This is a genomic window from Pontimicrobium sp. SW4 (assembly GCF_039954625.1).
Classification (GTDB): Bacteria; Bacteroidota; Bacteroidia; order Flavobacteriales; family Flavobacteriaceae; genus Pontimicrobium.
This window is the reverse complement of sequence record NZ_CP157199.1, coordinates 2,809,385-2,835,991: the sequence shown is the minus strand read 5'-3', so window position 1 is coordinate 2,835,991 and position 26,607 is coordinate 2,809,385. Positions and strand designations below refer to the sequence as shown.

Annotated in this window: 16 protein-coding genes; 15 read left to right on the top strand and 1 reads right to left on the bottom strand. The window is 34.4% G+C overall.

Annotated features, from left to right (window positions below):
• Nucleotides 1-67: 67 nt before the first annotated feature.
• Nucleotides 68-451, bottom strand: coding sequence for an SPOR domain-containing protein (locus ABGB03_RS13070; RefSeq protein WP_347923018.1), 384 nt, complete (start codon nt 449-451; stop codon nt 68-70).
• Nucleotides 452-660: 209 nt separating this feature from the next.
• Between ABGB03_RS13070 and ABGB03_RS13065 the strand changes: the two genes are divergently transcribed.
• The 15 genes from ABGB03_RS13065 (at nt 661) to ABGB03_RS12995 (ending at nt 26,540) form a co-directional block, all read left to right on the top strand.
• Entirely contained in the window at nt 661-1,953 is a 1,293-nt protein-coding gene (locus ABGB03_RS13065; protein ID WP_347926422.1) for a c-type cytochrome, read from the top strand.
• A gap of 28 nt (nt 1,954-1,981) precedes the next feature.
• On the top strand, nt 1,982-5,104 hold the full coding sequence (locus ABGB03_RS13060) for a TAT-variant-translocated molybdopterin oxidoreductase (RefSeq protein WP_347923017.1): 3,123 nt from the start codon (nt 1,982-1,984) through the stop codon (nt 5,102-5,104).
• 33 nt (nt 5,105-5,137) lie between these two features.
• Complete coding sequence (nrfD, locus tag ABGB03_RS13055) at nt 5,138-6,871, top strand: NrfD/PsrC family molybdoenzyme membrane anchor subunit (RefSeq protein WP_347923016.1); 1,734 nt, start codon at nt 5,138-5,140, stop codon at nt 6,869-6,871.
• A gap of 9 nt (nt 6,872-6,880) precedes the next feature.
• Nucleotides 6,881-7,414 carry a DUF3341 domain-containing protein gene (locus ABGB03_RS13050; protein ID WP_347923015.1) on the top strand — a complete coding sequence of 178 codons (534 nt, stop codon included), beginning with the start codon at nt 6,881-6,883 and terminating at the stop codon, nt 7,412-7,414.
• A 1-nt stretch (nt 7,415) separates the two neighbouring features.
• Nucleotides 7,416-7,973: a cytochrome c gene (locus ABGB03_RS13045; RefSeq protein ID WP_347923014.1), complete on the top strand. Its 558-nt coding sequence runs from the start codon at nt 7,416-7,418 to the stop codon at nt 7,971-7,973.
• Nucleotides 7,974-7,998: 25 nt separating this feature from the next.
• Nucleotides 7,999-9,342 (top strand): quinol:cytochrome C oxidoreductase, encoded by a 1,344-nt coding sequence (locus ABGB03_RS13040; RefSeq protein WP_347923013.1) that lies wholly within the window; start codon nt 7,999-8,001, stop codon nt 9,340-9,342.
• A gap of 27 nt (nt 9,343-9,369) precedes the next feature.
• Nucleotides 9,370-10,440, top strand: coding sequence for a cytochrome c oxidase subunit II (locus ABGB03_RS13035; RefSeq protein ID WP_347923012.1), 1,071 nt, complete (start codon nt 9,370-9,372; stop codon nt 10,438-10,440).
• A gap of 31 nt (nt 10,441-10,471) precedes the next feature.
• Entirely contained in the window at nt 10,472-12,265 is a 1,794-nt protein-coding gene (locus ABGB03_RS13030) for a cbb3-type cytochrome c oxidase subunit I (protein WP_347923011.1), read from the top strand.
• 296 nt (nt 12,266-12,561) lie between these two features.
• Nucleotides 12,562-16,731, top strand: coding sequence for a gliding motility-associated C-terminal domain-containing protein (locus ABGB03_RS13025; RefSeq protein WP_347923010.1), 4,170 nt, complete (start codon nt 12,562-12,564; stop codon nt 16,729-16,731).
• A 28-nt stretch (nt 16,732-16,759) separates the two neighbouring features.
• Complete coding sequence (locus ABGB03_RS13020; RefSeq protein WP_347923009.1) at nt 16,760-17,716, top strand: type IX secretion system membrane protein PorP/SprF; 957 nt, start codon at nt 16,760-16,762, stop codon at nt 17,714-17,716.
• A 17-nt stretch (nt 17,717-17,733) separates the two neighbouring features.
• The gene (locus tag ABGB03_RS13015; RefSeq protein WP_347923008.1) at nt 17,734-19,620 is read left to right on the top strand and encodes an OmpA family protein; all 1,887 of its coding nucleotides are present in this window, start codon (nt 17,734-17,736) and stop codon (nt 19,618-19,620) included.
• A 213-nt stretch (nt 19,621-19,833) separates the two neighbouring features.
• Nucleotides 19,834-21,969: a choice-of-anchor D domain-containing protein gene (locus ABGB03_RS13010; RefSeq protein ID WP_347923007.1), complete on the top strand. Its 2,136-nt coding sequence runs from the start codon at nt 19,834-19,836 to the stop codon at nt 21,967-21,969.
• A 252-nt stretch (nt 21,970-22,221) separates the two neighbouring features.
• The gene (gene ruvB / locus ABGB03_RS13005; RefSeq protein WP_347923006.1) at nt 22,222-23,244 is read left to right on the top strand and encodes a Holliday junction branch migration DNA helicase RuvB; all 1,023 of its coding nucleotides are present in this window, start codon (nt 22,222-22,224) and stop codon (nt 23,242-23,244) included.
• 39 nt (nt 23,245-23,283) lie between these two features.
• On the top strand, nt 23,284-24,210 hold the full coding sequence (queG, locus tag ABGB03_RS13000) for a tRNA epoxyqueuosine(34) reductase QueG (RefSeq protein WP_347923005.1): 927 nt from the start codon (nt 23,284-23,286) through the stop codon (nt 24,208-24,210).
• Between the two features lie 53 nt (nt 24,211-24,263).
• Nucleotides 24,264-26,540, top strand: coding sequence for an NADP-dependent malic enzyme (locus ABGB03_RS12995; RefSeq protein ID WP_347923004.1), 2,277 nt, complete (start codon nt 24,264-24,266; stop codon nt 26,538-26,540).
• Nucleotides 26,541-26,607: the final 67 nt, after the last annotated feature.

Below are 26,607 nucleotides of genomic sequence, written 5' to 3'. Positions count from 1 at the left end.
AAGAAAAAAGCGACCAATGAGGTCGCTTTTTTTATATGTATACTTTTAGTAAAAAAGGTGTTTTTGTTTAATTTTTAAGGTTAATAATAAAAGCATTTCTAAACTCTTTTTTAATTCTTAATAATGCACGATCCGCTTCTAGCCTAGTTTTAAAATTTCCAACCCAAATTTTGTAGTTTGGTGTTTGAAATTTCATGTCTGGATTCCAATCAGAAAATATTTGCTTAAACTCCATTTCAGCTTTATTCGCACCTTGACGATTACCGTTATAAATTTGAATTCTATAATTAACAAGCGTTCGGTTTACATCCTTTTTTAATCGTATTAGTGTTTCAATATCTTTGTCTTGATTTACCTTAACAACACCATCTTGAGCTTCAATAGTATTTGCGAATAATACTGAAAACAAGAAAGTTAGAATTAAATACTTATAACCTGTTTTTATCATCATTATTTTTATTTTGTACAAATGTAAAGTATATAAACTTAAACATTATTAATTTTATTATTTAGAATCCTTATAAATTACGCGTTAACACTTATCTAACATTTCTAAAATCGACTTTAAATGTTACTTTTGTCCGAGATTTTTATAACCGAATATTGTCTATTTGTATGAAAAAATCGTACCAAAGTATAGAAGGTAATTCAACTAACGATATGAAACAGGTGATAAACCGTAAACTAACCACAAAATTTCTACTTTTTGGGTTAATATTTTTACTAACATTCTCAACTTCTCTATTCGCTCAAGATGGAGATCCTGCAAAAGGAAAATCATTATTTAACACCAATTGTGCTGCTTGCCATAGTCTTGACAAAAAAATGACTGGGCCAGCATTACGTTTTGTTGAACAGAGATTGGCAGACGACGAAGGTTTAGATAGAGATTGGATTGCTGCATGGATTAGAAATAGTGCTGCAGTAGTAAAGTCTGGAGATGCTTACGGAAACAAGATATTCAATGAGTATGGCGGAGCAGCAATGACAGCGATGCCCCAATTAACAGATCAAGATATTAGTGATATTTTAGCATATACTGCTCAAGAAAAAGCTGTACCAACTGCGAGTACTGGAGCTGGAGTTGCTGGAGTGACAACACAATCTGAAGGAGGTATTTCTAATGATTTAATTCTCGGTGCATTAGCTATTTTATTTATGCTATTAGCTATTGGATTGATTATGGTTAACAAAACGCTTCGTCGTTTTGCTGAAGCAAACAATGTTGAAATTCCAGAATCGTCAAATAGAAAACCACTTTGGAAAGCATTTGTACAAAATCAATTTTTAATGTTGGTTGTTGCGATATTCTTTTTATTATCAAGTGCATATTTTGCTTATGGGTACTTTATGCAGCTAGGTGTAGATCAAGGATATCAGCCAGTACAGGAAATTCATTTTTCTCATAAAATCCACGCTGGAGACAATGGCGTAGACTGTAAATATTGTCACTCTTCTGCTAGAGTAAGTAAAACGTCAGGGATTCCATCACTAAATGTATGTATGAACTGTCACAAATCTGTGTATGAGTATACAGGAGAAACTACTGCTGAATACTCAAAAGAGTTTTATGATGGTGAGATTAAAAAGCTATATGCAGCTGTAGGTTGGGATGATGAGAATCAAGAATACACAGGAGAAACTCAAGCTGTAAAATGGACACGAGTACATAATCTTCCAGATTTTGCTTATTTCAATCACTCACAGCACGTTACTGTTGGTGATATAGAATGTCAAACATGTCATGGTCCAGTTGAGGAAATGGAAATAGTGTATCAATATTCGCCTTTAACTATGGGATGGTGTATTAACTGTCATAGAGAAACAAATGTGAAGGTTAAAGACAATGAGTATTATACAAAAATACACGAAGAGTTATCAAAAAAATATGGCGTAGACAAACTAACTGTTGCTCAACAAGGAGGGTTAGAATGTGGAAAATGTCATTACTAATAATAAAAGAAGTTAATTCAATTATAATATGTCATCAAACAAGAAATACTGGAAAAGTGTTGAAGAGCTAAATCAAGACAATAGCTCTATGGTTGAGGCGCTTAGGCATAAAGAGTTTGTGCAAGAGATTCCTGTAGATGAATTTTTAGGAGATAAAGAAACTCTTGAAACTTCTTCAACTACACGTCGTGATTTCTTAAAATATGTTGGTTTTAGTACTGCTGCTGCATCTTTAGCAGCTTGTGAAGGACCAGTAAGAAAATCGATTCCTTATGTAGTACAACCAGATCAAATTATTCCTGGCGTTGCTAATTATTATGCAAGTACGATTGCAAATGGCCATGATTTTGCAAGCGTTTTAGTAAAGACGCGAGAAGGACGACCAATAAAAATTGAAAACAATGATTTAGCTGCAACAAATGGTGGAGCTAATGCAAGAGTTAATGCATCAGTTTTAGATTTATATGACAGTTTAAGAGTTGGAGGACCAAAAAAGAATGGAGAAGATAGTTCTTGGACTGAGTTTGATGCTGATACTACTCAAGCATTGAATAGCGCTGTCGCATCTGGAAAAGACATTGTGTTATTAACACAAACGTTTGCAAGTCCTTCTACATCTAAATTAATTTCAGAGTTTAAAGAAAAATATGGTACTGTTCGTCATGTAGTTTACGATGCTATTTCAGAGTCGGCTGCAGTTGAGGCATATCATAACACATATGGAGAACGTGGTTTAGCTAATTACGATTTCTCTAAAGCTGCTACAATTGTTTCTATTGGTGCAGATTTCTTAGGAGATTGGCAAGGTGGTGGATTTGATTCAGCATATGCAAAAGGACGTATTCCAAATCACGGAAAAATGTCACGTCATATTCAGTTTGAATCTAATATGAGTTTAACTGGTGCAAATGCAGATAAACGTGTGCCATTAAAACCAAGCGAACAAAAAGTTGCTTTAGCTAAACTATATGGAAAGATTACAGGAAACGCTGTTTCAGGAAATCTTCCAGCTCATATAGATGAAGCTGTAAATGCAGCAGCTTCGGAGTTAAGTAAAGCAGGAAGTAATGGTGTTGTTGTTACAGGAATTCAAGATGTAAATGCACAAACTGTGGTGTTTGCAATTAACGAAGCTTTGGCAAGTAAAGCGTTTGATCCAAAAACGCCTATAAAAACAAGACTAGGGAATGACAAAGCAGTTGCTCAATTAGTAGCTGATATGAATGCTGGAAAAGTTGGAGCACTTATTATGAGTGGCGTAAATCCAATGTATACATTGCCAAATGCAGCAGAGTTTGAAGCTGGTTTAGCAAATGTTACTATGTCTGTGGCGTTCTCAATGAAAGAAGACGAAACATCTTCGTTAACAAGTTATATAGCTGCAGCACCTCACTATTTAGAATCTTGGGGAGATGTAGAACTTAAAAAAGGGCACTATGGTTTAACCCAACCAGCAATTCGTCCATTATTCGATACAAAACAATTTCAAGAAGCTTTATTAATGTGGAATGGTAATGACATGTCTTATCATGATTATATTAAGGATAATTGGAATACAAACATATTAAATGGTGGTTCTTGGAATCAAGCATTGCACGATGGTGTGTTTGTTGGAACTGGCTCGCAAGTAGAAGAAACTACAGATGATGCCAATGAAGATCAAATACTAATGGATGCAAGTGCTGCTGCAAGAGCATTAGCAACAGCATCTTCTTCTGGATTTGAATTAACATTATATTCAAAAACAGGAATGGGAGATGGTCAACAAGCTAATAACCCATGGTTGCAAGAGTTTCCAGACCCACTAACACGTTTAACGTGGGATAATTACTTAACTATTTCGGAAGCTGATGCTAAAGAATTAGGATTAAATCTTGATCCAAGTACATTCTTTAAACAAAGTCAACATGATGCTACAGGTGGTTTAAACGGAAAATATGCTAATGTAACTGCAAATGGAGTAACAGTAACAGCTCCAGTAATTATTCAACCAGGACAAGCAAAAGGAACTTTTGGATTATCATTTGGTTATGGTAGAACATTAGGAATGAAATCTGAAATGCAAACAGGTGTAAATGCGTATCCATTGTATGCAAATTTTAATCCTGTTCAAGAAGTAACAATAGAAGTAGCTGAAGGAAGACATGAGTTTGCTTCGGTACAACTACATAATACTTTAATGGGTCGTGGTGATATTATTAGAGAAACTTCTCTTGAAATATTCAACACAAAAGATAAAGATTATTATAACGCTGTCCCTGTTGTTTCTTTAAATCATGAAGAAACACCAGTTAACTCTTCTAGAGTTGATTTATGGGATGAATTTGATCGTTCTATCGGACATCATTTTAACTTATCTATTGACCTAAATGCCTGTACAGGTTGTGGTGCTTGTGTTATTGCATGTCATGCTGAGAACAATGTGCCAGTAGTTGGTAAAGAAGAAATTAGACGTAGTCGTGATATGCACTGGTTACGTATTGATAGATATTATTCATCGGAAGAATCATTTGATGGTGATAACGAAAAGAAAGACAACATTAAAGGCTTAAGTAGCTCATTAAGTAGTTTTGGCGAAATGGAATCTCCATCAGCTAATCCTCAAGTAGCATTCCAGCCAATTATGTGTCAGCATTGTAACCATGCACCTTGTGAAACTGTTTGCCCAGTAGCAGCAACATCACATGGTCGTCAAGGACAAAATCACATGGCTTATAACCGTTGTGTAGGTACACGTTACTGTGCTAACAACTGTCCATACAAAGTACGCCGTTTTAACTGGTTCTTGTATAATGAGAATGATGAGTTTGATTACCATATGAATGACGATTTAGGACGTATGGTAATTAACCCAGATGTTACTGTAAGATCTCGTGGAGTTATGGAGAAATGTTCTATGTGTATACAAATAACACAAAAAACAGTTCTTGATGCCAAACGAGATGGAAGAGAAGTTAAGCCAAACGAATTTAAAACAGCCTGTTCTGCAGCATGTAGTAATGGTGCAATGAAGTTTGGTGATATTAATAATAAAGAGAGCGATATAGCTGCTCTTAAGCATGATAAAAGAGCGTATCACTTATTGGAAGCTGTTGGTACTAAACCAAATGTGGTGTATCAAGTGAAAGTAAGAAATACGAACGAAGCATAAATAAATTAATTAAGAAACAATTATAAAAGGATTATGGCGTCTCATTACGAAGCACCTATTAGAAGACCTTTAGTTACAGGAGAAAAATCATATCACGATGTATCGGTAGATGTGGCTGCACCTGTTGAAGGAAAAGCAAATAAATCTTGGTGGATTGTATTTTCAATAGCACTTGTCGCTTTCCTTTGGGGAGTTGGCTGTATTATATACACAATTTCAACAGGAATCGGAACTTGGGGTCTAAACAAAACTGTTGGTTGGGCTTGGGATATTACTAACTTCGTTTGGTGGGTTGGTATTGGTCACGCAGGAACATTAATTTCTGCAGTACTTTTACTCTTCCGTCAAAAATGGAGAATGGCAATTAACCGTTCTGCTGAAGCAATGACGATATTCTCTGTTGTTCAAGCAGGTTTATTCCCAATCATTCACATGGGTCGTCCATGGTTAGGTTATTGGGTATTACCAATACCAAACCAATTCGGGTCACTTTGGGTTAACTTTAACTCACCGTTACTTTGGGATGTATTCGCAATTTCTACATATTTATCAGTGTCATTAGTGTTCTGGTGGACTGGTTTATTACCAGATTTTGCAATGATTCGTGATAGAGCAGTAAGACCTTTCCAAAAGAAAATTTACTCATTATTGAGTTTTGGTTGGTCTGGTCGCGCAAAAGATTGGCAACGTTTTGAAGAAGTATCTTTAGTACTTGCTGGTTTAGCAACACCTTTAGTACTTTCGGTACATACTATTGTATCATTTGACTTCGCAACGTCGGTAATTCCAGGTTGGCATACTACAATATTCCCTCCTTACTTCGTTGCAGGAGCTATTTTCTCAGGATTTGCTATGGTAAACACGCTTCTTATTATTATGAGAAAAGTGTGTAACCTTGAAGATTATATTACAGTACAACACATCGAGTTAATGAACATAGTGATCATGATTACTGGCTCTATTGTTGGGGTGGCTTATATTACTGAGTTATTCATTGCATGGTATTCAGGTGTTGAATATGAACAATATGCATTCTTAAACAGAGCAACAGGGCCTTATGCTTGGGCATATTGGGCGATGATGACCTGTAACGTGTTCTCTCCTCAGTTTATGTGGTTCAAGAAATTGCGTACAAGCATTATGTTCTCATTCTTCATCTCGATTGTAGTAAATATTGGAATGTGGTTTGAGCGTTTTGTAATTATTGTAACATCGTTACATAGAGATTATTTACCATCATCTTGGTCTATGTTCTCTCCTACGTTTGTTGATATTGGAATTTTTATCGGAACAATTGGATTCTTCTTTGTATTATTCTTATTATATGCTAGAACATTCCCAGTAATTGCGCAAGCGGAAGTGAAGACGATTTTAAAATCTTCGGGTGAGCGTTATAAAAAGATAAGAGAAGCTGGAGATAGTTTGGTTGGTACAGGAGCAGATGCAAGAACATCTGGAAAGACTGTTAAAGTTGAAGCAGCAAAAGTTGAAGTATCAGAAAGCGATAAATCTGAAATGACGAGCTCATTACTGGATAGTATTGGAACCTTCGACCTATCAACTCAAACAGCTGATGATTTAAAGGAAATAAGTGGTGTTGGACCTAAAATGGAAGAAGTACTTAACAGTATTGGTATTTACTCATTCCTTCAGGTTAGCAAAATGACGAAAAGAGAATATGACTTGTTAGACTCTATCACAGGTTCTTTCCCAGGAAGAGCAGAACGTGATGATTGGTCAGGACAAGCTAAAAAATTAATAAAATAAAAGTAGCATATGGAATCTTCAAAAGTAATTCACGCTATTTATACTGATGATGATGTGTTAATGTCGGCTGTAAAGAAAGTTAAAGCTGCGAAACATCATATAGAAGAAATATATACGCCTTTTCCTGTACATGGACTAGACAAAGCAATGGGATTAGCGCCAACGCGTCTTGCTATTACAGCATTTATGTATGGTTGTCTTGGTTTAATTGTATCTATTGTTATGATGAATTATATCATGATAGAGGATTGGCCACAAAATATTGGAGGTAAACCAAGCTTTAGTTATTTAGAGAATATGCCTGCATTTGTTCCAATTATGTTTGAGTTAACAGTATTTTTCTCTGCGCATTTAATGGTTATTACGTTTTATTTACGTAGTAGAATGTGGCCATTTAAAAAAGCTGAAAATCCAGACCCAAGAACTACTGACGATCATTTTTTAATGGAAATCCCTGTTCATGGAAATGAAAAGGAATTAGAATTATTCCTTGCAGGAACAGGAGCAGTAGAAATTAACATTGTAGATAAAGAAGCACATTAGTATGAAAGGCTTAGTTAAAATATTTGTATTAGCAATAATGGTAAGTTCGATAGTGTCTTGTAAAAACAACGAAACACCAAACTATCAGTTCTTTCCTAATATGTACACATCTCCAAGTTATGAAACTTATGGAGCTTATGAGATATTTCCAGGTGAACAATCTGCAATGCTTCCTGCTGAAGGAACCATTTCTAGAGGTCACTCAATATTCGATTATGGTAGCTCAACAGCAGAATATGATCGGGCTAAAGTAGAGTTAATGAGTCCATTAGATTCTACTCAAGTTGATCTTGTTAGAGGAAAAGAACTATATGATATTTACTGTGGTGTTTGCCACGGAGCTAAAGGAGATGGTCAAGGAAATCTTGTAAAAAGAGAGAAACTTGCTGGAATTCCATCGTATGATGATGTAAATAGAGCTATAAATGAAGGTAGTATTTACCATGTTATATACTATGGAAAGAATGCTATGGGATCTCACAAGAACCAATTGAAGGAAGAAGAGCGTTGGCAAGTTGCTGCTTACGTGATGAAATTAAAAGCAGATTTAGAAAAATAAGATTTAGATAAAGTTATATATCGATATGTATACCATTTCAAATAGATTAAAAATAGTTTCAGTAGCATTGATGCTTTTAGGAGCATTAGGATGGGGTTATTCTTATATGTCTTCACACGTTTCTGTTGAAGATGTTAAAACCATGTTAGCTGAAGAAGAGGCATCTCATGGTGGAGGTCACGAAGCAGTAGCAACAGAACAACATGCGCCAACTGCTGATACACATGGCGAAGAAGTATCTCATGATGCAGCTGTAGATCATGGTGATGAACATGCAGAGCATGTGATGCATCAAATACACAACAGACCTTACTCCGCATTATATGTAGCAGCATTCTTTTTCTTTATGATTGCTTTAGGTGTGTTGGCTTTTTATGGTATTCAATATGCATCTCAAGCGGGATGGTCGCCAGTGCTATTTAGAGTCATGGAAGGAATAACATATTATGTATTGCCTGGTGGTTTAATAGTTTTAGCTATAGCATTTTGGGCAGGAGATCATATATTTATTTGGATGGATCCAGAAGTAGTAGCTCACGATGAGTTAATTCAAGGAAAAGCAAGTTGGTTAAACAAGCCATGGTTCTTTATTCGTGGATTGATATTTCTTGGTGGATGGAGTTTGTATAGATATTTTTCTCGTAAATTTTCAATAGCTCAAGATAATGCTGATATTAATGATAATAGAAACTTTAAAAAGAATTTCCGTATTTCGGCTGCATTCTTGGTGTTCTATATCTATACAGAATCTATGATGTCTTGGGATTGGATTATGAGTGTAGACCCTCACTGGTTCTCTACATTATTTGGATGGTATGTATTTGCAAGTATGTTTGTAAGTGGCATTACAGTAATTGCATTAATTACTATGTACTTAAAATCTAAAGGCTTAATGGAGTTTGTAAATGATAGCCACATGCATGATTTGGCTAAATTCATGTTTGCTATTAGTATATTTTGGACTTATTTATGGTTCTCACAATTTATGTTGATTTGGTACGCCAATATCCCTGAAGAAGTAACATATTTTGTGACTAGAATTGAGGATTATAAATTGCCATTCTTTGGAATGCTAGCTTTAAACTTTATTTTCCCATTCTTAGTATTAATGAATAGCGATTACAAACGTATTCCATGGTTTATAGTTATGGCTGGTATTGCGATATTAGTTGGACATTATGTTGATGTTTATAACATGATTATGCCAGCAACAGTTGGTGACCGTTGGGGATTCGGATTAGCAGAATTTGGAGCTATATTCTTTTTCCTTGGATTGTTTATGCTAGTTGTATTCTATGCAATTTCAAAACAACCATTATTGGCAAAAGGAAATCCTTTTGTTAAGGAGAGTAAACAATTCCATTATTAATTATTAAAATAAAGACGAAGAATAACAATGACAGCTTTATTAACAATTATAGTTTTAGTATTTATTACAATAGCCATTTGGCAAATGGTAAAAATCTTTGATTTAGCAAATGCTAATAATGAGAACTCGCAGGTTGCCAATGACAAGGATAATAGAGTTAATGGATATTTAATGTTAGGTTTTTTAGCCTTCATTTACATCATCACAATTGTATGTGTTGTTAAATGGGGGGATTTACCATTAATGTCTAATTCAGCTTCAGAACATGGACCTCAAATAGATAATTTAATGATTATCTCAATGGTACTTATTTTTGTAGTGCAGACTATAACCCAGTTTTTATTACACTATTTTGCTTTTAAGTATAAAGGAGAAAAAGGTCGTAAAGCATTATTTTTTGCAGATAATGATAAATTAGAATTTATTTGGACAATCATTCCAGTTATTACGCTTGCTGGATTAATTATCTATGGACTATTTACGTGGTCAGATATTATGAACTTTGAGGAAGATGAAGACGCTTTAGTTGTTGAATTATATGCACAACAGTTTAACTGGAAAGCGAGATATGCTGGTGAAGATAATGTATTGGGTCAAGCCAATGTAAGATTAATTAATCTTGATAACGCTAATATTTTAGGTCTTGATGAATCAGATTTAAATGCTCAAGACGATATCATAACTACCGAATTACATTTACCAGTTGGTAGACAAGTAATATTTAAAATGCGTTCGCAAGATGTATTGCATTCTGCGTATATGCCTCACTTTAGAGCACAAATGAACTGTGTTCCTGGTATGATTACAGAATTTGCTTTTACACCTACAGTAACTACTGCTCAAATGAGACAGAACGCTGACATGGTTGAAAAAGTAGCAAACATTAATAAAATTAGAACTGAGAAGAGTAAAGATTTAGTTGCTAAAGGAGAAGAAGCATTAGACCCTTATGAGTTCGACTATCTTTTAATTTGTAATAAAATTTGTGGGAAATCACATTATAATATGCAAATGAAAATAATTGTTGAGGAAGAAGAAGACTATAATGCTTGGATTAAAGAGCAACAAGTCTTTAAAAATTCATTAGTTCAAAATTAATTTTAATAAAAGAATAAAATAGATATAGATTATGTCAGCACACGCAGATACTCACGCTCACGAAGACGACCACGGACATCATCATAAAGAAACCTTTGTAACTAAATACATATTTAGTCAAGATCATAAAATGATTGCAAAGCAGTACCTTATAACTGGTACAATAATGGGAGTTGTTGGTGTAATTATGTCATTAATGATTCGTATGCAAATTGCATGGCCAGAAGAACCTAATGTTATTTTTGAAGCCTTATTAGGAAAATGGGCTCCAGGAGGTGTGATGGATGCTGATATGTATTTAGCACTGGTAACAATACACGGTACCATTATGGTATTTTTTGTATTAACAGCTGGTTTAAGTGGTACGTTTAGTAACCTCTTAATTCCGTTGCAAATTGGTGCACGAGATATGGCTTCTGGATTCCTTAACATGGTATCGTATTGGTTATTTTTCTTATCAAGTGTGGTAATGGTTATTTCATTGTTTGTAGAGGCAGGACCAGCAGCAGCAGGTTGGACAATTTATCCACCTTTAAGTGCATTACCAATGGCACAAGGAGGTTCAGGAATGGGTATGACCTTATGGTTAGTATCTATGGCTATATTTATTGCATCGTCACTATTAGGATCACTTAACTATATTGTTACAGTAATAAACTTACGTACAAAAGGAATGTCTATGACAAGACTACCTTTAACTATTTGGGCATTTTTTGTAACAGCTATTATTGGTGTAGTATCTTTCCCAGTATTATTATCTGCAGCGTTATTATTAATAATGGATAGAAGTTTTGGAACATCATTCTTCTTGTCAGATATATTTATACAAGGTGAAGTATTACACTACCAAGGAGGTTCTCCAGTATTGTTTGAGCACTTATTTTGGTTTTTAGGTCACCCAGAAGTTTATATTGTATTATTACCAGCATTAGGAATAACCTCAGAAATTATTGCAACAAATTCACGTAAACCAATTTTTGGTTATCGTGCTATGGTTGCTTCAATTTTAGCAATTGCATTCTTATCTACAATAGTTTGGGGACATCATATGTTTATTTCAGGAATGAATCCATTCTTAGGATCGGTATTTACATTTACAACATTGCTTATTGCAATTCCGTCTGCGGTAAAAGCATTTAACTATATAACGACACTCTGGAAAGGTAATCTCCAATTTAACCCAGCGATGCTATTCTCAATTGGATTAGTATCAACATTTATTACAGGAGGTTTAACAGGAATTATCTTAGGAGATAGCGCCTTAGATATTAATGTACACGACACATATTTTGTAGTAGCTCACTTCCACTTAGTAATGGGTATTTCTGCGCTTTATGGAATGTTTGCAGGAATCTATCATTGGTTCCCTAAAATGTTTGGTAGGATGCTTAATAAAAATTTGGGATACATACACTTTTGGGTAACAGCAGTCTGTGCGTATGGTGTGTTCTTCCCAATGCACTTCATTGGAATGGCTGGATTGCCAAGACGTTATTATACAAATAGTAATTTTCCATTATTTGATGATTTATCCAATGTAAATGTGATTATAACATTATTTGCTATTATTGGTGGAGCATTCCAATTAGTATTTTTATGGAACTTCTTTTATAGTATATTCTATGGTAAGAAAACGGTTCAAAATCCATGGAGATCTAACACGCTTGAATGGACAGCCCCAATAAAGCATATCCACGGAAATTGGGAAGGAGAAATACCTCATGTACACCGTTGGCCTTATGACTATAGTAAACCTGGACATGATGATGATTTCGTTCCTCAAAACATTCCTTTAAAAGAAGGAGAAGAAGAACTTCAACATTAAAATTCTCGCAACAGAGAACATCTCATAAAACAGATTTTATAATATTATAAAAGCCTTTCAATTATTGAAAGGCTTTTATTGTATATAAACTTGTAGGTTTAATCCTCTACTTTAATTAGATAAAATACATATAATATCGATAAAATGTAAAATAAATCAAAAAAATACGTTGAAATACAAAAAAATCAGTTAATTTGCATCCAAATAAAATTATTATGAGTAATAATATTCTATACAATATAGGAAAACACTCAGTTTTTAAGCTATTTATAAACAGTATTTTAATTTAACCAACTATGAAAACAAAAGTCTTATTTAGGAATGTTATAAAAACAGCTTCCTATATTATGGTATTTTTATTTACCACATATTCTGCTTTTGCTCAATGTCCAACAATTAGTAATCCCACACCAACAATATGTGATGCTTCGGGATACACTTTTGCAGATTTAAGTACTGACTATGCAATTGATGGCGGAAACGGAATAGTTTGGTATAACGTCCTTAGCGGAGGTAGTCCTTTTAATCCAAACCAATTAGTCGAAGAAGGTACTTATTTTGCTGATGACAATTCTGGAGCATGTGGAGTAAGAGCTTCAATAATTGTTGATTTTCAAGTAGATCCTTCTGGTCAAAATTTGGATCAAATTTACTGTAGTAACGAAAACCCAACAATTCAAACATATATAGATGATGTTTTACAACCACACATTCCTTCTGGAGGTTCTGTGGAAGTATATACAGATATAAATTTATCATCTCTAGCAAATAGCACAGATCCAATACCTAGTGGAGCAACAAACTTTTTTATAGTATTTGTTGACAATGGAGGTTGTAAAAGTCAAATAGAAATTGGGAGTACTGCAGTATTTGATGCACCAGCTGATCCTACTCCTGCAAGCCCACAAGATTTTTGTTCAGACACTAACCCAACAGTTGGAGATTTAGATCCAGGAACTACAGCAAGTTATAGTTGGTATGATAATCTTGATGGTTTTGGAGATCCAATATTACCAGCACTTTCATTATCAACACTTTTAATAGATGGTAATACTTACTACGTCCAGATTAATGATGTCTTTTGTGATAGTAACCCAGTACCTGTTACTGTAAACATTGACATTCCTTTTGATCCTGGCACTCCAGGTGCTTTAGAATATTGCGATGATAGCATACCTACTTCAGATTTTAATTTGTTTGATGAACTTGGCGGAACACCAGATACTAATGGAGCGTGGACTGGATCCTTACCGACTACAAACGGTCATTTAGGAACAGTTAATATAACAACATTAACTACACCAGGTAACCATGTGTTTACATATACAGTTCCTAGTAATGGAACTTGCCCAGAAAATACATCTACAGTTACAATCACAATTTATGAAACGTTTTCATCTGGAACACCATCAGCAGCTAACCCAGCTACTTTTTGTGTAATAGAACTGCCATCAGCCTTTGATTTATTTACCTTATTAGAGAATGAAGATCCTAATGGACAATGGACTCAAGGGACTTTAAGTACGGATCCTATAGTGACGACTCCAATAGATTTAACAGGATTTACACCAGGAACGTATAATTTTACATATACTCAAAATGTATTACCTAATCCTTGTCCTGAAGAATCTACAACAGTACAAGTTATTGTATTGCAAGACCCAAATGCAGGAATTGCAGTTAATCAAATATTTTGTGAAAATGATTTAGCAGCAAACTCACCTTTCGATTTATTCTTAGCCTTAGATGGTTCTCAAGATAATAATTCAGGGGTTTGGACAGATATAAATGATGCAGTAGTGTCTAATCCAATAGATATAACATCATTTACAGTAGGTGCAAGTCCTTATCAATTTACTTATACTATCACAAATGGTACTTGTGAAGACACAGAAACTATAACTATTACTGTAGAGCCTTCTCCAGAATCGGGAACAGCTAATCCAGCTGTTGAGTTTTGTGAAGGAGCTGCACCAACAAATTATAATTTATTTGATTTACTTACTGGAGAAGATCAAACAGGAACATGGTATATAGGCACAGATAATACGGGAACGGTAACAACTAATCCAATAGATTTATCTGGATTAACTGCGGCAACATATAATTTTACGTACGATGTAGATGCAATAGGATCATGTGATGATGAATTAGTTACGGTAACAATCATAATTAATCCATTACCAAACACTGGAACACCAACACCAGCTGTTTTTTGTGAAAATGATTTAGCTGCAAATTCACCATTAGATTTATTTGGACAGCTTTCAGGGAATGATTCTGGAGGGACTTGGACCGATGATGATTCTTCTGGAGCTTTAACAGGAAGCGACGTTGATTTAACAATATTAACCATTGGAACATATAACTATACATATAGTATTACAAATGGCAATGGATGTACAAATAGTAGTACAGTAGCAGTGATAATTGAAGACGCTCCAGAATCGGGAACAGTCAATACACCATTAGAATTTTGTATTGCTGATATTACTACTGCTCAAACTGTAAATTTATTTGACTTACTTGAAGGAGAAGACCAAACAGGAACTTGGAATGATGATGATACAACAGGAGCTTTATCTGGTAACTTAGTAACCATTGATGGTTTAACAACAGGAACCTATAATTTCACATTTGATGTTGATGCTATAGGCAGTTGTGATGATGTTTTAGTTACTGTAAGTATTATTATTAATGATACAGCTACTCCAACTGGAGCAATTACTCAGGAATTTTGCGATACCGCAACAGTAGCCAATTTAGTAGCTACAGGAACATCAATTCTTTGGTATGATGAAGCAACAGGTGGAGCTCCTCTAGACCCAACAACAGCACTAGTTGATGGGGAAATATATTATGCAACTCAAACAGATGCAACTACAGGTTGTGAATCTTCAGTAAGATTAGAAGTAACTGTGACTATTTTTCAAACACCAAGCTCAGGAAATCCAAATGCAACACCAATTGTTGTATGTAACGATAATAACAATGTTGATCTTTTCACTGGATTAGATGGTACGCAAGATGCTGGAGGCGTTTGGCAAGATACAGATGGTACTGGTGCTTTAACAGGAAACATTTTTGATGCAACAGCAGTTACAGCAGGAACTTACCAATTTACTTATTTTATTGCAGGATCTGCACCTTGTGTAGATGCCAGCACGATTATTACAGTTACAGTTGAAGAGCCTTATAATTCTGGTACAGACGCCACTCTTGATATTTGTAGTGATAATGGAACTGTAGATTTGTTTACACTAATAAGTCCAGCAGATGCAGGAGGAACCTGGTCACCAGCTTTGGCTAGTGGAACTGGAGTTTTTGATCCTTTAGTAGATCTATTGGTTGGAACAAGAACATATACTTATACATTGTCTAATGCTTGCGGAACTACTAGCAGTGATGTAGTGGTTACAGTAACTCAAGCACCAAACGCAGGAAGTGATAACTCTATAATAGCATGTGTTATTAATGGGAGTATCGATTTGTTTACACAATTAGGAGGTACACCAGATTCAGGAGGAACTTGGTCACCAGCGTTAGCTAGTGGGACAGGAGTTTTTGATCCTGATGTAGATGCTTCTGGAACATATACATATACAGTTGCTGCAACCACACCATGTAGTACAGATGCTAGTGCACAAGTTACAGTTACAGTAAGCGATATTTCAGCTCCAACTGTGTTAGATGCTAATCCAACCTTTTGTAGAGTAGATAATCCAACAGTTAATAGTTTAAATGCAAGTATTTCAGCAACTGGAACATTAACTTGGTATACCGATAATACACTTACAACGTCATTAAGTGGAACAGAAACTTTAATAGATGGTGAAGATTATTACGTAACCCAAACAAATGGTTCTGGCTGTGAATCTTCAGAAAGTGATTTTGTTGTAGCAACTGTAAACGATGCTCCAACGCCAACACTTATTAATCCAAATATGGAATATTGCATTAATGATAGCCCAACTATTAGCGATTTAACATTAAATATTGCAGAGTATAATGCATCATCAAACAATATAATTTGGTATGATGCTGCTACGAACGGAACAGTATTAAGCGCAGGAACATTACTTGTAAATGCTACAACATACTATGCAGTAATAGTCGACCAATTAACTGGCTGCGAAAGTAGTATTAGATTAGCAGTTGTGCCTGATCTTTCAGCTTGCGGTAAGCTAGTATTACCAGACGGATTTTCACCAAATGGAGATGGTGTTAACGAAACATTTAACATTGATAATTTAGATGTTATATATCCAAATTTTGTAATGGAAATTTATAACAGATACGGAAATCTTATTTATAAAGGAAATGCATCAACACCTCATTTTAATGGTAAATCTAATGTTTCTGGAGCATCAGGAAAAGAGTTGCCAGTAGGAGTGTACTATTATATTTTCAATTTTAACGATGGTGAAAATAAACCTGAACAAGGGCGATTATACCTAAGCAGATAATTTGTTGACAACACACAATTTTAGAAAAATGAAACAATCAAAAATATACCATAGAATAGCGACTTTAGTTTGTTTGACATTATTGTCCATACAAAGTCAAGCACAACAAGACCCTCAGTTTACTCATTATATGTATAACATGAGTGTTATTAACCCAGCTTATGCCACTGCAACTGAAGATATTTTAAACATTGGAGGTATTTATAGAACACAATGGGTTGGTATGGAAGGAGCGCCTAAAACAGCAAGCTTTTTTGCACACACACCAATTAACGAAAAGATAGAGTTAGGCATTTCGTTTACCAACGATAATATTGGAGATGTTGTTAATGAGAATAACATATATGCCGATTTTGCATATGTGTTGCCTGTAGGCTTAGAAAGCAAGCTATCATTAGGTATTAAAGCAGGTTTTACTTTCTTTAATGCAAATTTCGATGGCTTTATATTAAACTCTGGTAATACATCAACAGACATTGCTTTTAATGAAAACATAAATAAGACGTTTCCTAACATTGGAATTGGAGCCTTTTATTTTACAGATAATTATTACTTAGGTTTATCGGCACCAAATATGTTAACGACAACACATTTAGAGTCGGAAAATGGAATTAAATCTACAGGTGTACAAGACATACATTACTTTTTAACAGGTGGATATGTTTTTGATATTAATGAAGATTTAAAATTTAAGCCAGCATTTATGGCAAAAGGCGTTAAAGGAGCTCCTTTGGCAATAGATATAACAGCTAACGTTTTAATTAATAAAAAACTAGAAGCAGGATTAGGGTATCGTTTAGACGATGCCATTAGTGCCTTAGTTAATTTTAGAGTTTCTCCCGATTTAAGGATAGGTTACTCATACGATTTTACAACATCTAACTTAGGAAGCTTTAATTCTGGTTCACATGAAATATTCATCTTATTTGATGTTGATTTATTTGGACTTAAAGGTGGTTACGACCGCTCACCAAGATTCTTCTAATCTTTAACGAAACAACCATGAAAACACAAAAATATATTCTTGTTTGCCTTTTATTAGTTAGTGGAATAACAATGGCACAAAACGCAAACCTAAAAAGAGCCAATAAACTTTTTGAAATGAAAGCTTATGTTGAAGCAGCCGAAATTTATGAAACAAAAGAACGTTCACAAACTGTGCTTCAAAATTTGGCAGATAGTTATTACTATAATACGTCTTTACAAAAAGCCATTAAAACGTATCGTGAGCTATTTGTAACTTATGGAGACTCTATAGATATTGAGCTGCATTTTCGATATGCACAAGCCTTAAAAGGAGTTAAAAATTATAAAGAAGCCGATGTTCATTTAAGCAGATATTATAACAAAAGAATGAACACTCAAGCTTTTATTGAAAAAACAGAAAAAACAACACCTCATACATTTAACCTAAAGGAAATTGAAAATAAAGGCTCTAGTAGTGATTTCGGATTGTCATTTTATGGTGACGATAAAGTAGTTTTTGCGTCTTCTAGAAATAGCAATAATCCATCGTATGCTTGGAACAACTTACCTTACTTAGACTTGTATAGTGCTAACTTAACAGGTGATAATAGTTTAGAAAACATCACGCCTTTTTCGGATGCTATTAATACAGAATCTCACGAAAGTAACGCCACATTTAGTCGTGATGGTAAAACCATGTATTTTAATAGAACCAACAAGACACGCAATAAAACAGACGAAGAAAGGATTGCTCATATTAAAATTTACAAAGCAGAATTAGTTGATGGTAATTGGACAAATGTGACTGCATTACCATTCACATCAAACAAGTATAGTACAGAGCACCCTAGCCTTAGTAAAGATGGTAAAACACTTTATTTTGCTAGCGATATGCCTGGAGGTATGGGAGGTTTTGATATTTATAAAGTAGCAATTAATGACGATGGTACTTATGGGGATCCAGAAAACTTAGGAAAGAATATAAACACAAAGCATAGAGAGCAGTTTCCATTTATTAGCAATTTAGATGTTTTATACTTTTCATCGGATGATCATCAAGGATATGGTGGACTAGACGTATTTAGAAGTAATATGGTAAACGGTAATTTTGATAAGCCAGTAAATTTAGGAAGTACTATAAATAGTAGCTTAGATGATTTTGCCTATGTAATTAGAGAAAAAGATAACAAAGGTTATGTGTCTTCAAATAAAAGTGGGCATGATAGATTGTATGGTTTTGCTAGAGAAGAAAATATCCTTACCAAATATCTTGTAGAAGGAATTGTTCAAGACAAAAACAGTAAAGAATTATTATCAGGATCATTGGTAACATTATTTGATGAAACTGGAACTGTGATTCAAGATTCAATTGTTGGTAGTAAAGCAGATTACTTATTTAAGATTGAGCCAAATAAAAAATATACTATTCGTGGAACTAGAAAAGCCTATATTCCACAAGATGTTGAGTTTTCAACAGATAGTGAAGGAAAAGTTCAGCATAATATATACCTAACTCTAGAATCTTATGCAGATGCTGAAGAACGCATAAAAGAAAATGAAAAAGGAGAAGTGCAAATCGAGTTAGAGAAAATATATTTCGATTTCGATAAATCCAATATTCGTATAGATGCAGCAACAACATTAGATGTGTTAGTTGATTTAATGAATAAGTATCCAGACATGGAAGTTGAAGTGTCGGCTCATACAGATGCTCGTGGTAAAGATCAATATAATTTAGAACTATCTAAAAAACGTGCCGCTTCAACTTTAGAATATCTAGTTAGTAAAGGAATTGACAGAAGCCGTTTAAAAAGTATAGGTTATGGAGAAATGCAACCACTAAACAAATGTGATAAAGAAGGCATTTGCGAAGATGAAGAATACGATATAAATAGACGTTGCGAATTTACAATTTTGAACTAGTTATATAAATCAGCCAATAATCTAAACTTATTTTTTTGATATTAGTATTGACAATCTTTATATAAATGAAGCGCTAGAGATTCATTATTTGAAAACTTAACGTTAGAAATTCTTGTTGTTAAAAAAATTAGAATAACCAAAACGTGAAATGAAATGATTGGCTGTTATAAATATATTATATTGCTGCCTTAAATTTTAAACCATATTAATCTAATGAATCAAAAATACGTCTATAATCTTTTAAAGATATTATTATTGACTACTGTCTTTTCAATAAACAATTTATTTGCTCAGCGAACACCTGTTGCTGGTTCGATACAAACATATAATAATGGGATTTCGTGGGGAACAAATGCGCAGCGATTGAGTGATGATAAAATTATAGTTTATTATAAAAATGCATCTAGTGGTTCAACTGGTGATGGATTTGCTGTCGTGGGTACTATCAGTGGCTCTACGATAAGTTGGGGATCCGCTTTAGAATTGGTTACAGATAATATCATTTATGCGAAAATTGTAACTCTTTCATCTGAAAAAGTGTTGTTTGTATATGAAGAAAATGCGACGCCAGACGTGTATAAATATAAAATGTTAACAATTTCAGGAACTACCATTACCGCTTCGTCCTCTGCTCAGCTTTCAAATACGGCGTACGATATTGGTTGGCAACGTTCATTACAAATGGTTGCACTTACTGAAAATCAAGTTGTTATTGCGATGGAAGCAAATATAGCAACTGACTCGTTAAAAGTTTTTACAGGAACAGTTTCAGGCAACACTATTTCTTGGGGGAACGAGGTAAATGTTGCATCAAATGTATCTAATGTGAGTCTAGTTAGAATGTCTGACATGAAATTTGCAATGGGTTATGAATGGAATGATGGAGCAATAAGTGGTGAAGGCATGCTTGTTGCAGGTACAGTAAATAGTAACGCAATTACGATGGGAACGCCGCAATCATTTGAATCAACGAGTATTATAGGTACAATCGGTTTAACATCATTAACAGAATCAAGTTTAGCTGTTATATTTGAAGATGATGGTGGTACTGATGAAGGACGATTATTTTACGCAACTTTATCAGGGACTACATTCACTATTCCAGGTTCGGAAACGAATTTTTATTCTGGTAAATCCATTGAAGATTTAAGTATGACCACGTTGTCTTCTACCGAAGTTGTTGTTGGGATAAACGGTCAAAGTACAACAACATCACATTATTTTACGGCATCACTTTTGGGCAATAATTTTACACTAGGGGCTGAAACAGAATTAATTTCTGGAAATGCAGATGAATTTCAAGTTGTTAGTATTAATGCAGATAAGTTTGTAGGCGTTTTTATTGACGATGATAATGTTAATGGTGTAACAGATGAACGTGGGGATGTAAAAGTTTTTACTCTCACTTCAACAACAAATCCAGAAATAAATATACAAGGAAATTCTACTGATATTGTATCAGGTGATTCTTCACCAAGCACAAGTGATTATACAGATTTCGGTACTGGTGCTAGTCTTTCTAAAACATTCACAATACAAAACACAGGTTCTGGGACACTCACTCTTGGCTCTAATGCTGTTTCAATTTCTGGAACAAATGCATCTGATTTTTCTGTGAGTACACAACCTGCAACAAGTGTTTCGGGGAGTAGTAGTACAACATTTACAATAGATTTTGCTTCAGGAGTAGCAAGTACACGAACAGCAGTTTTGCATATTAATAATGATGATATTCATGAATATAATTATCATTTTAGTATTCAAGCAGTTGGAGCTAGTGCAAGCGTGCCAATAGTAACAACAACAACAGCATCAAACATAAGTACAACGAGTGCAACGATAGGTGGAAATGTCACTTCAGATGGCGGAGATACTGTTTCAGAAAGAGGCGTTGTATATGCTATAACAAGTACAAATAATAACCCAACTATTGGTGGTATAGGAGTAACTAAAGATGATAACGCTTCTGGTATTGGAGCCTTTAGTGAGTCTATAACTGGATTAGCTGCAAGTACGCAATATTCTTATGCGGCATATGCTATAAATAACCAAGGTACAAGTTATGGAACTGTAAAGATGCTTATAACATCAGCATTAAGCGTTGATGATGAGTTTTTACAAAAATCAATTAATGTTTATCCAAATCCAGTAGTTGATGAGTTATATATAGATATTGAAAGTAGTATTGAAGTTGAAGATGTAAAAGTATATGATGTTTCAGGAAAACTATTAAGAACATTAACGTTAATAAATAAAAAAATCAATTTTTCTAATGTGTATAGTGGCCTATATTTTATAAAGGTTAGAACAAATCAAGGAAGTTTAACAAAAATTATCGTTAAAAAATAATAAAGAAACCAAGTTTGTTAGTATTAAAAAAATTTTAAATGTTTTTTTAAGATGAGATATAATATTGAAAAGCCTTTCTAATTTAGAAAGGCTTTTTTTATATAGAATTTTGCTTGAGTATCTTTATATTTACAAAAGAATTTAATAGGTTCTTTTTTGATATTGAGTTGTCATTCCTGCGCAGGCAGGAATCCACTTTAAAAACTGAATAAGTAATTAAAAATTAGATTCCCACTTTCGTGGGAAGTAAACATGAACGAAAACCTTAATCCATCCAGTGAGAATCTCTCTTCAGAAGAACATGATATAGAAAGAGCATTAAGGCCTTTATCCTTTGAAGATTTTGCAGGACAAGATCAAGTATTAGAGAATCTAAAAGTGTTTGTTCAAGCTTCTAATTTACGTGGTGATGCTTTAGATCATACGCTGTTTCATGGGCCTCCAGGGTTAGGAAAAACCACTTTAGCACATATTTTATCTAACGAACTAGACGTTAGTATTAAAGTAACTTCTGGACCAGTTTTGGACAAGCCAGGAGATTTAGCAGGCTTGTTAACGAATCTAGAAGAACGAGATGTATTGTTTATTGACGAAATCCATCGTTTAAGCCCAATAGTTGAAGAATATTTATATTCAGCCATGGAGGATTTTAAAATTGACATCATGATTGAAACTGGACCTAATGCTCGCTCGGTTCAAATAAATTTAAACCCTTTTACCTTAGTTGGTGCAACAACACGTTCAGGTTTGCTAACAGCACCAATGCGAGCACGTTTTGGAATTAGTAGCAGATTACAATATTACTCTACAGAGCTATTGTCAACCATTGTACAGCGAAGCGCACATATATTAAAAGTACCAATTTCTATGGAAGCAGCTATTGAAATTGCAGGTAGAAGTAGAGGTACACCAAGAATTGCCAATGCTTTACTAAGGCGTGTTAGAGATTTTGCTCAAATTAAAGGTAATGGGAAAATTGATATTGAGATTTCTAAGTACAGTTTGCAAGCCTTGAATGTAGATGCTCATGGCTTGGACGAAATGGATAATAAAATTCTAACCACAATAATCGATAAGTTTAAGGGAGGTCCAGTTGGTATTACAACCATAGCAACTGCTGTAAGCGAAAGTGCTGAAACTATTGAAGAAGTTTACGAACCATTTTTAATTCAACAAGGGTTTTTAATGCGTACACCTCGTGGTCGTGAAGTGACCGAACAGGCATACAAACATCTAGGAAAAATCAAAGGTGGGAATCAAGGGGGTTTATTTTAATATGAACGTCATTCTGAACTTGTTTCAGAATCTCAAAATATGACTACAAAACAAGAACATGCTTTACTAATTAAAACCGAAGCCAAACGCCTCGGTTTTTTGTCTTGTGGTATTAGTAAGGCTGAGTTTTTAGAAACAGAAGCTCCTCGATTAGAAAAGTGGCTTAACCATAATATGCATGGCCAAATGCAATACATGGAAAACCATTTTGACAAACGTTTAGACCCAACAAAACTAGTTGATGACTCTAAGAGTGTAGTGTCTTTATTATTAAACTATTTTCCTTCTGGAACTCAAAAAGATTCATCTGCTCCAAAAATTAGTAAATATGCATACGGAACAGATTACCATTTTGTGATTAAAGATAAACTGAAATCGCTTTTACATTTTATTCAAGATGAAATTGGCGAAGTTGATGGACGTGCATTTGTTGATTCTGCTCCTGTATTAGATAAAGCTTGGGCAGCAAAATCAGGTTTAGGTTGGATTGGTAAACATAGTAATTTACTAACGCAACAAGTAGGCTCTTTCTATTTTATTGCTGAGTTGATTATCGATTTAGAATTAGAGTACGATACTCCTGTTACTGATCATTGTGGTACTTGTACTGCCTGTATTGATGCTTGTCCTACACAAGCAATTACAGAGCCTTATGTGGTTGATGGAAGTAAATGTATTTCTTATTTTACCATTGAACTTAAAGAAAATATACCTTCAGAATTTAAAGGACAATTTGATGATTGGATGTTTGGTTGCGATGTCTGTCAAGATGTGTGTCCTTGGAATCGTTTTTCAAAACCACATAACGAACCGCTTTTTAATCCGCATCCAGAACTACTCGATATGACCAAAAAAGATTGGGAAGAAATTACTCAAGACACTTTCAATAAAGTATTTCAAAAATCTGCAGTAAAGCGTACAAAATATTCGGGACTAACTAGAAATATTAAATTTTTAAAAGATTAGGGCTATTAATTTCTACATCGTACCTTTGCCAGTTCATAGCAACTAACTATAATATGAGCAAGGAAAGTAAACGAAGAGAAGCTTTAATATATCACGCAAAACCAATCCCTGGAAAAATTAAAGTAGTACCAACCAAAAGGTACGCCACACAAAGAGATTTATCCTTAGCGTATTCACCTGGAGTAGCCGAACCTTGTTTAGAAATTGAAAAAGACAAAGCGAATGCTTATAAATATACAGCAAAAGGAAATTTAGTTGCTGTAATTTCAAACGGAACTGCTGTTTTAGGCTTAGGAAATATTGGTCCGGAAGCATCTAAACCAGTGATGGAAGGTAAAGGGCTGCTCTTTAAAATATTTGCTGATATAGATGTGTTTGATATTGAGGTTGATACAGAAAATGTTGAAGAGTTTATTCAAACTGTGAAAAATATAGCACCAACTTTTGGAGGTATTAACCTTGAAGATATTAAAGCTCCTGAAGCTTTTGAAATAGAAAGACGTTTAAAAGAAGAACTCAATATTCCTGTAATGCATGATGATCAACATGGGACAGCAATTATATCAGCTGCAGCCTTATTGAATGCTCTGGAAATCATTGAGAAAAATATTGAAGATATCAATATAGTTATAAGTGGCGCTGGAGCTGCTGCAATTTCTTGCACACGATTATATCAATCTTTCGGAGCCAAACGTGAAAATATTGTCATGCTAGATAGTAAAGGCGTTATTAGGAAAGATAGAGATAGCTTAACATCACAAAAAGCAGAGTTTGCTACTTTAAGAGATATTAGTACACTTGATGATGCCATGAAAAATGCAGATGTGTTTATTGGATTGTCTACGTCGGATATCGTATCACCTGAGATGCTTAAAACTATGGCGAAAGACCCAATAGTTTTTGCTATGGCAAACCCTGATCCTGAAATTGCCTATCAACTGGCCATAGATACTAGAGACGATATTATTATGGCAACTGGAAGAAGTGATCATCCTAATCAGGTAAATAATGTACTTGGGTTTCCTTTTATTTTTAGAGGCGCTTTAGATGTTAGATCTACTTCGATTAACGAAGAAATGAAGAAAGCTGCGGTTATTGCTTTGGCAGATTTAGCAAAAGAACCAGTACCAGAACAGGTAAATGTAGCTTATGGAGAAACACGTTTAACTTTTGGTAGAGATTATATTATTCCAAAACCGTTTGATCCAAGATTAATAGGTGTGGTTCCTCCTGCAGTTGCCAAAGCTGCAATGGATAGTGGAGTAGCTACTGAACCAATTGAAGATTGGGATAAATATGAAGAACATTTATTGCAACGATTAGGTGGTGATAATAAGTTGGTACGTTTATTACATAGTCGTGCTAAATTAAACCCTAAACGTGTTGTTTTTGCTGAAGCAGATCAATTAACTGTTTTAAAAGCAGCACAAATAGTTCATGAAGAAGGGATCGCTATTCCAATTTTATTAGGTCGTCGTGATAAAATTGAAAAATTAAAAGAAGAGATTGAATTTGATGCTGAAGTGACTATTATAGATCCAAAATCTGATGAACAGGAAGGTACAAAAAATGCCTATGCTGAAATTTATTGGGATCAACGCAAACGACGTGGAATTACACTTCATACTGCTAAAAAATTAATGCGTGAGCGTAATTACTATGCAGCAATGATGGTAAATGAAGGAGATGCTGATGCCCTTATTTCAGGTTTTTCTAGAAATTATCCAACTGTTGTAAAACCAATGCTAGAATTAATTGGTTTAGATAAAGGCGCTACCAGAATAGCAACAACAAATGTGTTAATGACTCAGAGAGGCCCTTTGTTTTTAAGTGATACTTCTATAAATATAGACCCCACCTCAAAAGACTTAGCTAAAATTGCCCAAATGACAGCCACAACAGTAAAAATGTTTGGATTAGAGCCAGTTATGGCAATGATTTCTTATTCTAACTTTGGGTCTTCCGATAACGAAAGAGCATCAAAAGTAAGACAAGCAGTGTCTTATTTGCACCGTTTTTATCCAAGTTTAATTGTTGATGGTGAATTTCAAACTGACTTTGCACTTAATAATGAAATGCGACAAGATATTTTTCCATTTTCAAAATTAGCTGGTAGAAAAGTTAACACCTTGATATTTCCTAATTTAGACTCAGCAAACATTACTTATAAACTTTTAAAGGAGCTGAATAAAGCAGAGAACATTGGACCCATTATGATGGGATTAAAGAAACCAGCACATATTTTACAGCTTGATGCAAGTGTCGATGAAATAGTGAATATGGCTGCAATTGCTGTTATTGATGCTCAAAAAAAGCAAAAAAGAGCGTAAAACTAGGGTTTGCGGTTAGATTATGTCGTTATAATGTATAATTATTTTATTACATTTGATGCGTAAC

What these genes read in the sequence shown, in the direction of transcription:
- ABGB03_RS13035 (WP_347923012.1), top strand. Translation starts at nt 9,370, where the DNA reads ATGACAGCTTTATTAACAATTATAGTTTTAGTATTTATTACAATAGCC.
- ABGB03_RS13070 (WP_347923018.1), bottom strand. Translation starts at nt 451, where the DNA reads ATGATGATAAAAACAGGTTATAAGTATTTAATTCTAACTTTCTTGTTT.
- ruvB (WP_347923006.1), top strand. Translation starts at nt 22,222, where the DNA reads ATGAACGAAAACCTTAATCCATCCAGTGAGAATCTCTCTTCAGAAGAA.
- ABGB03_RS13065 (WP_347926422.1), top strand. Translation starts at nt 661, where the DNA reads ATGAAACAGGTGATAAACCGTAAACTAACCACAAAATTTCTACTTTTT.
- ABGB03_RS13050 (WP_347923015.1), top strand. Translation starts at nt 6,881, where the DNA reads ATGGAATCTTCAAAAGTAATTCACGCTATTTATACTGATGATGATGTG.
- queG (WP_347923005.1), top strand. Translation starts at nt 23,284, where the DNA reads ATGACTACAAAACAAGAACATGCTTTACTAATTAAAACCGAAGCCAAA.
- ABGB03_RS13010 (WP_347923007.1), top strand. Translation starts at nt 19,834, where the DNA reads ATGAATCAAAAATACGTCTATAATCTTTTAAAGATATTATTATTGACT.
- ABGB03_RS13045 (WP_347923014.1), top strand. Translation starts at nt 7,416, where the DNA reads ATGAAAGGCTTAGTTAAAATATTTGTATTAGCAATAATGGTAAGTTCG.
- ABGB03_RS13060 (WP_347923017.1), top strand. Translation starts at nt 1,982, where the DNA reads ATGTCATCAAACAAGAAATACTGGAAAAGTGTTGAAGAGCTAAATCAA.
- nrfD (WP_347923016.1), top strand. Translation starts at nt 5,138, where the DNA reads ATGGCGTCTCATTACGAAGCACCTATTAGAAGACCTTTAGTTACAGGA.
- ABGB03_RS13025 (WP_347923010.1), top strand. Translation starts at nt 12,562, where the DNA reads ATGAAAACAAAAGTCTTATTTAGGAATGTTATAAAAACAGCTTCCTAT.
- ABGB03_RS13015 (WP_347923008.1), top strand. Translation starts at nt 17,734, where the DNA reads ATGAAAACACAAAAATATATTCTTGTTTGCCTTTTATTAGTTAGTGGA.
- ABGB03_RS13020 (WP_347923009.1), top strand. Translation starts at nt 16,760, where the DNA reads ATGAAACAATCAAAAATATACCATAGAATAGCGACTTTAGTTTGTTTG.
- ABGB03_RS13040 (WP_347923013.1), top strand. Translation starts at nt 7,999, where the DNA reads ATGTATACCATTTCAAATAGATTAAAAATAGTTTCAGTAGCATTGATG.
- ABGB03_RS13030 (WP_347923011.1), top strand. Translation starts at nt 10,472, where the DNA reads ATGTCAGCACACGCAGATACTCACGCTCACGAAGACGACCACGGACAT.
- ABGB03_RS12995 (WP_347923004.1), top strand. Translation starts at nt 24,264, where the DNA reads ATGAGCAAGGAAAGTAAACGAAGAGAAGCTTTAATATATCACGCAAAA.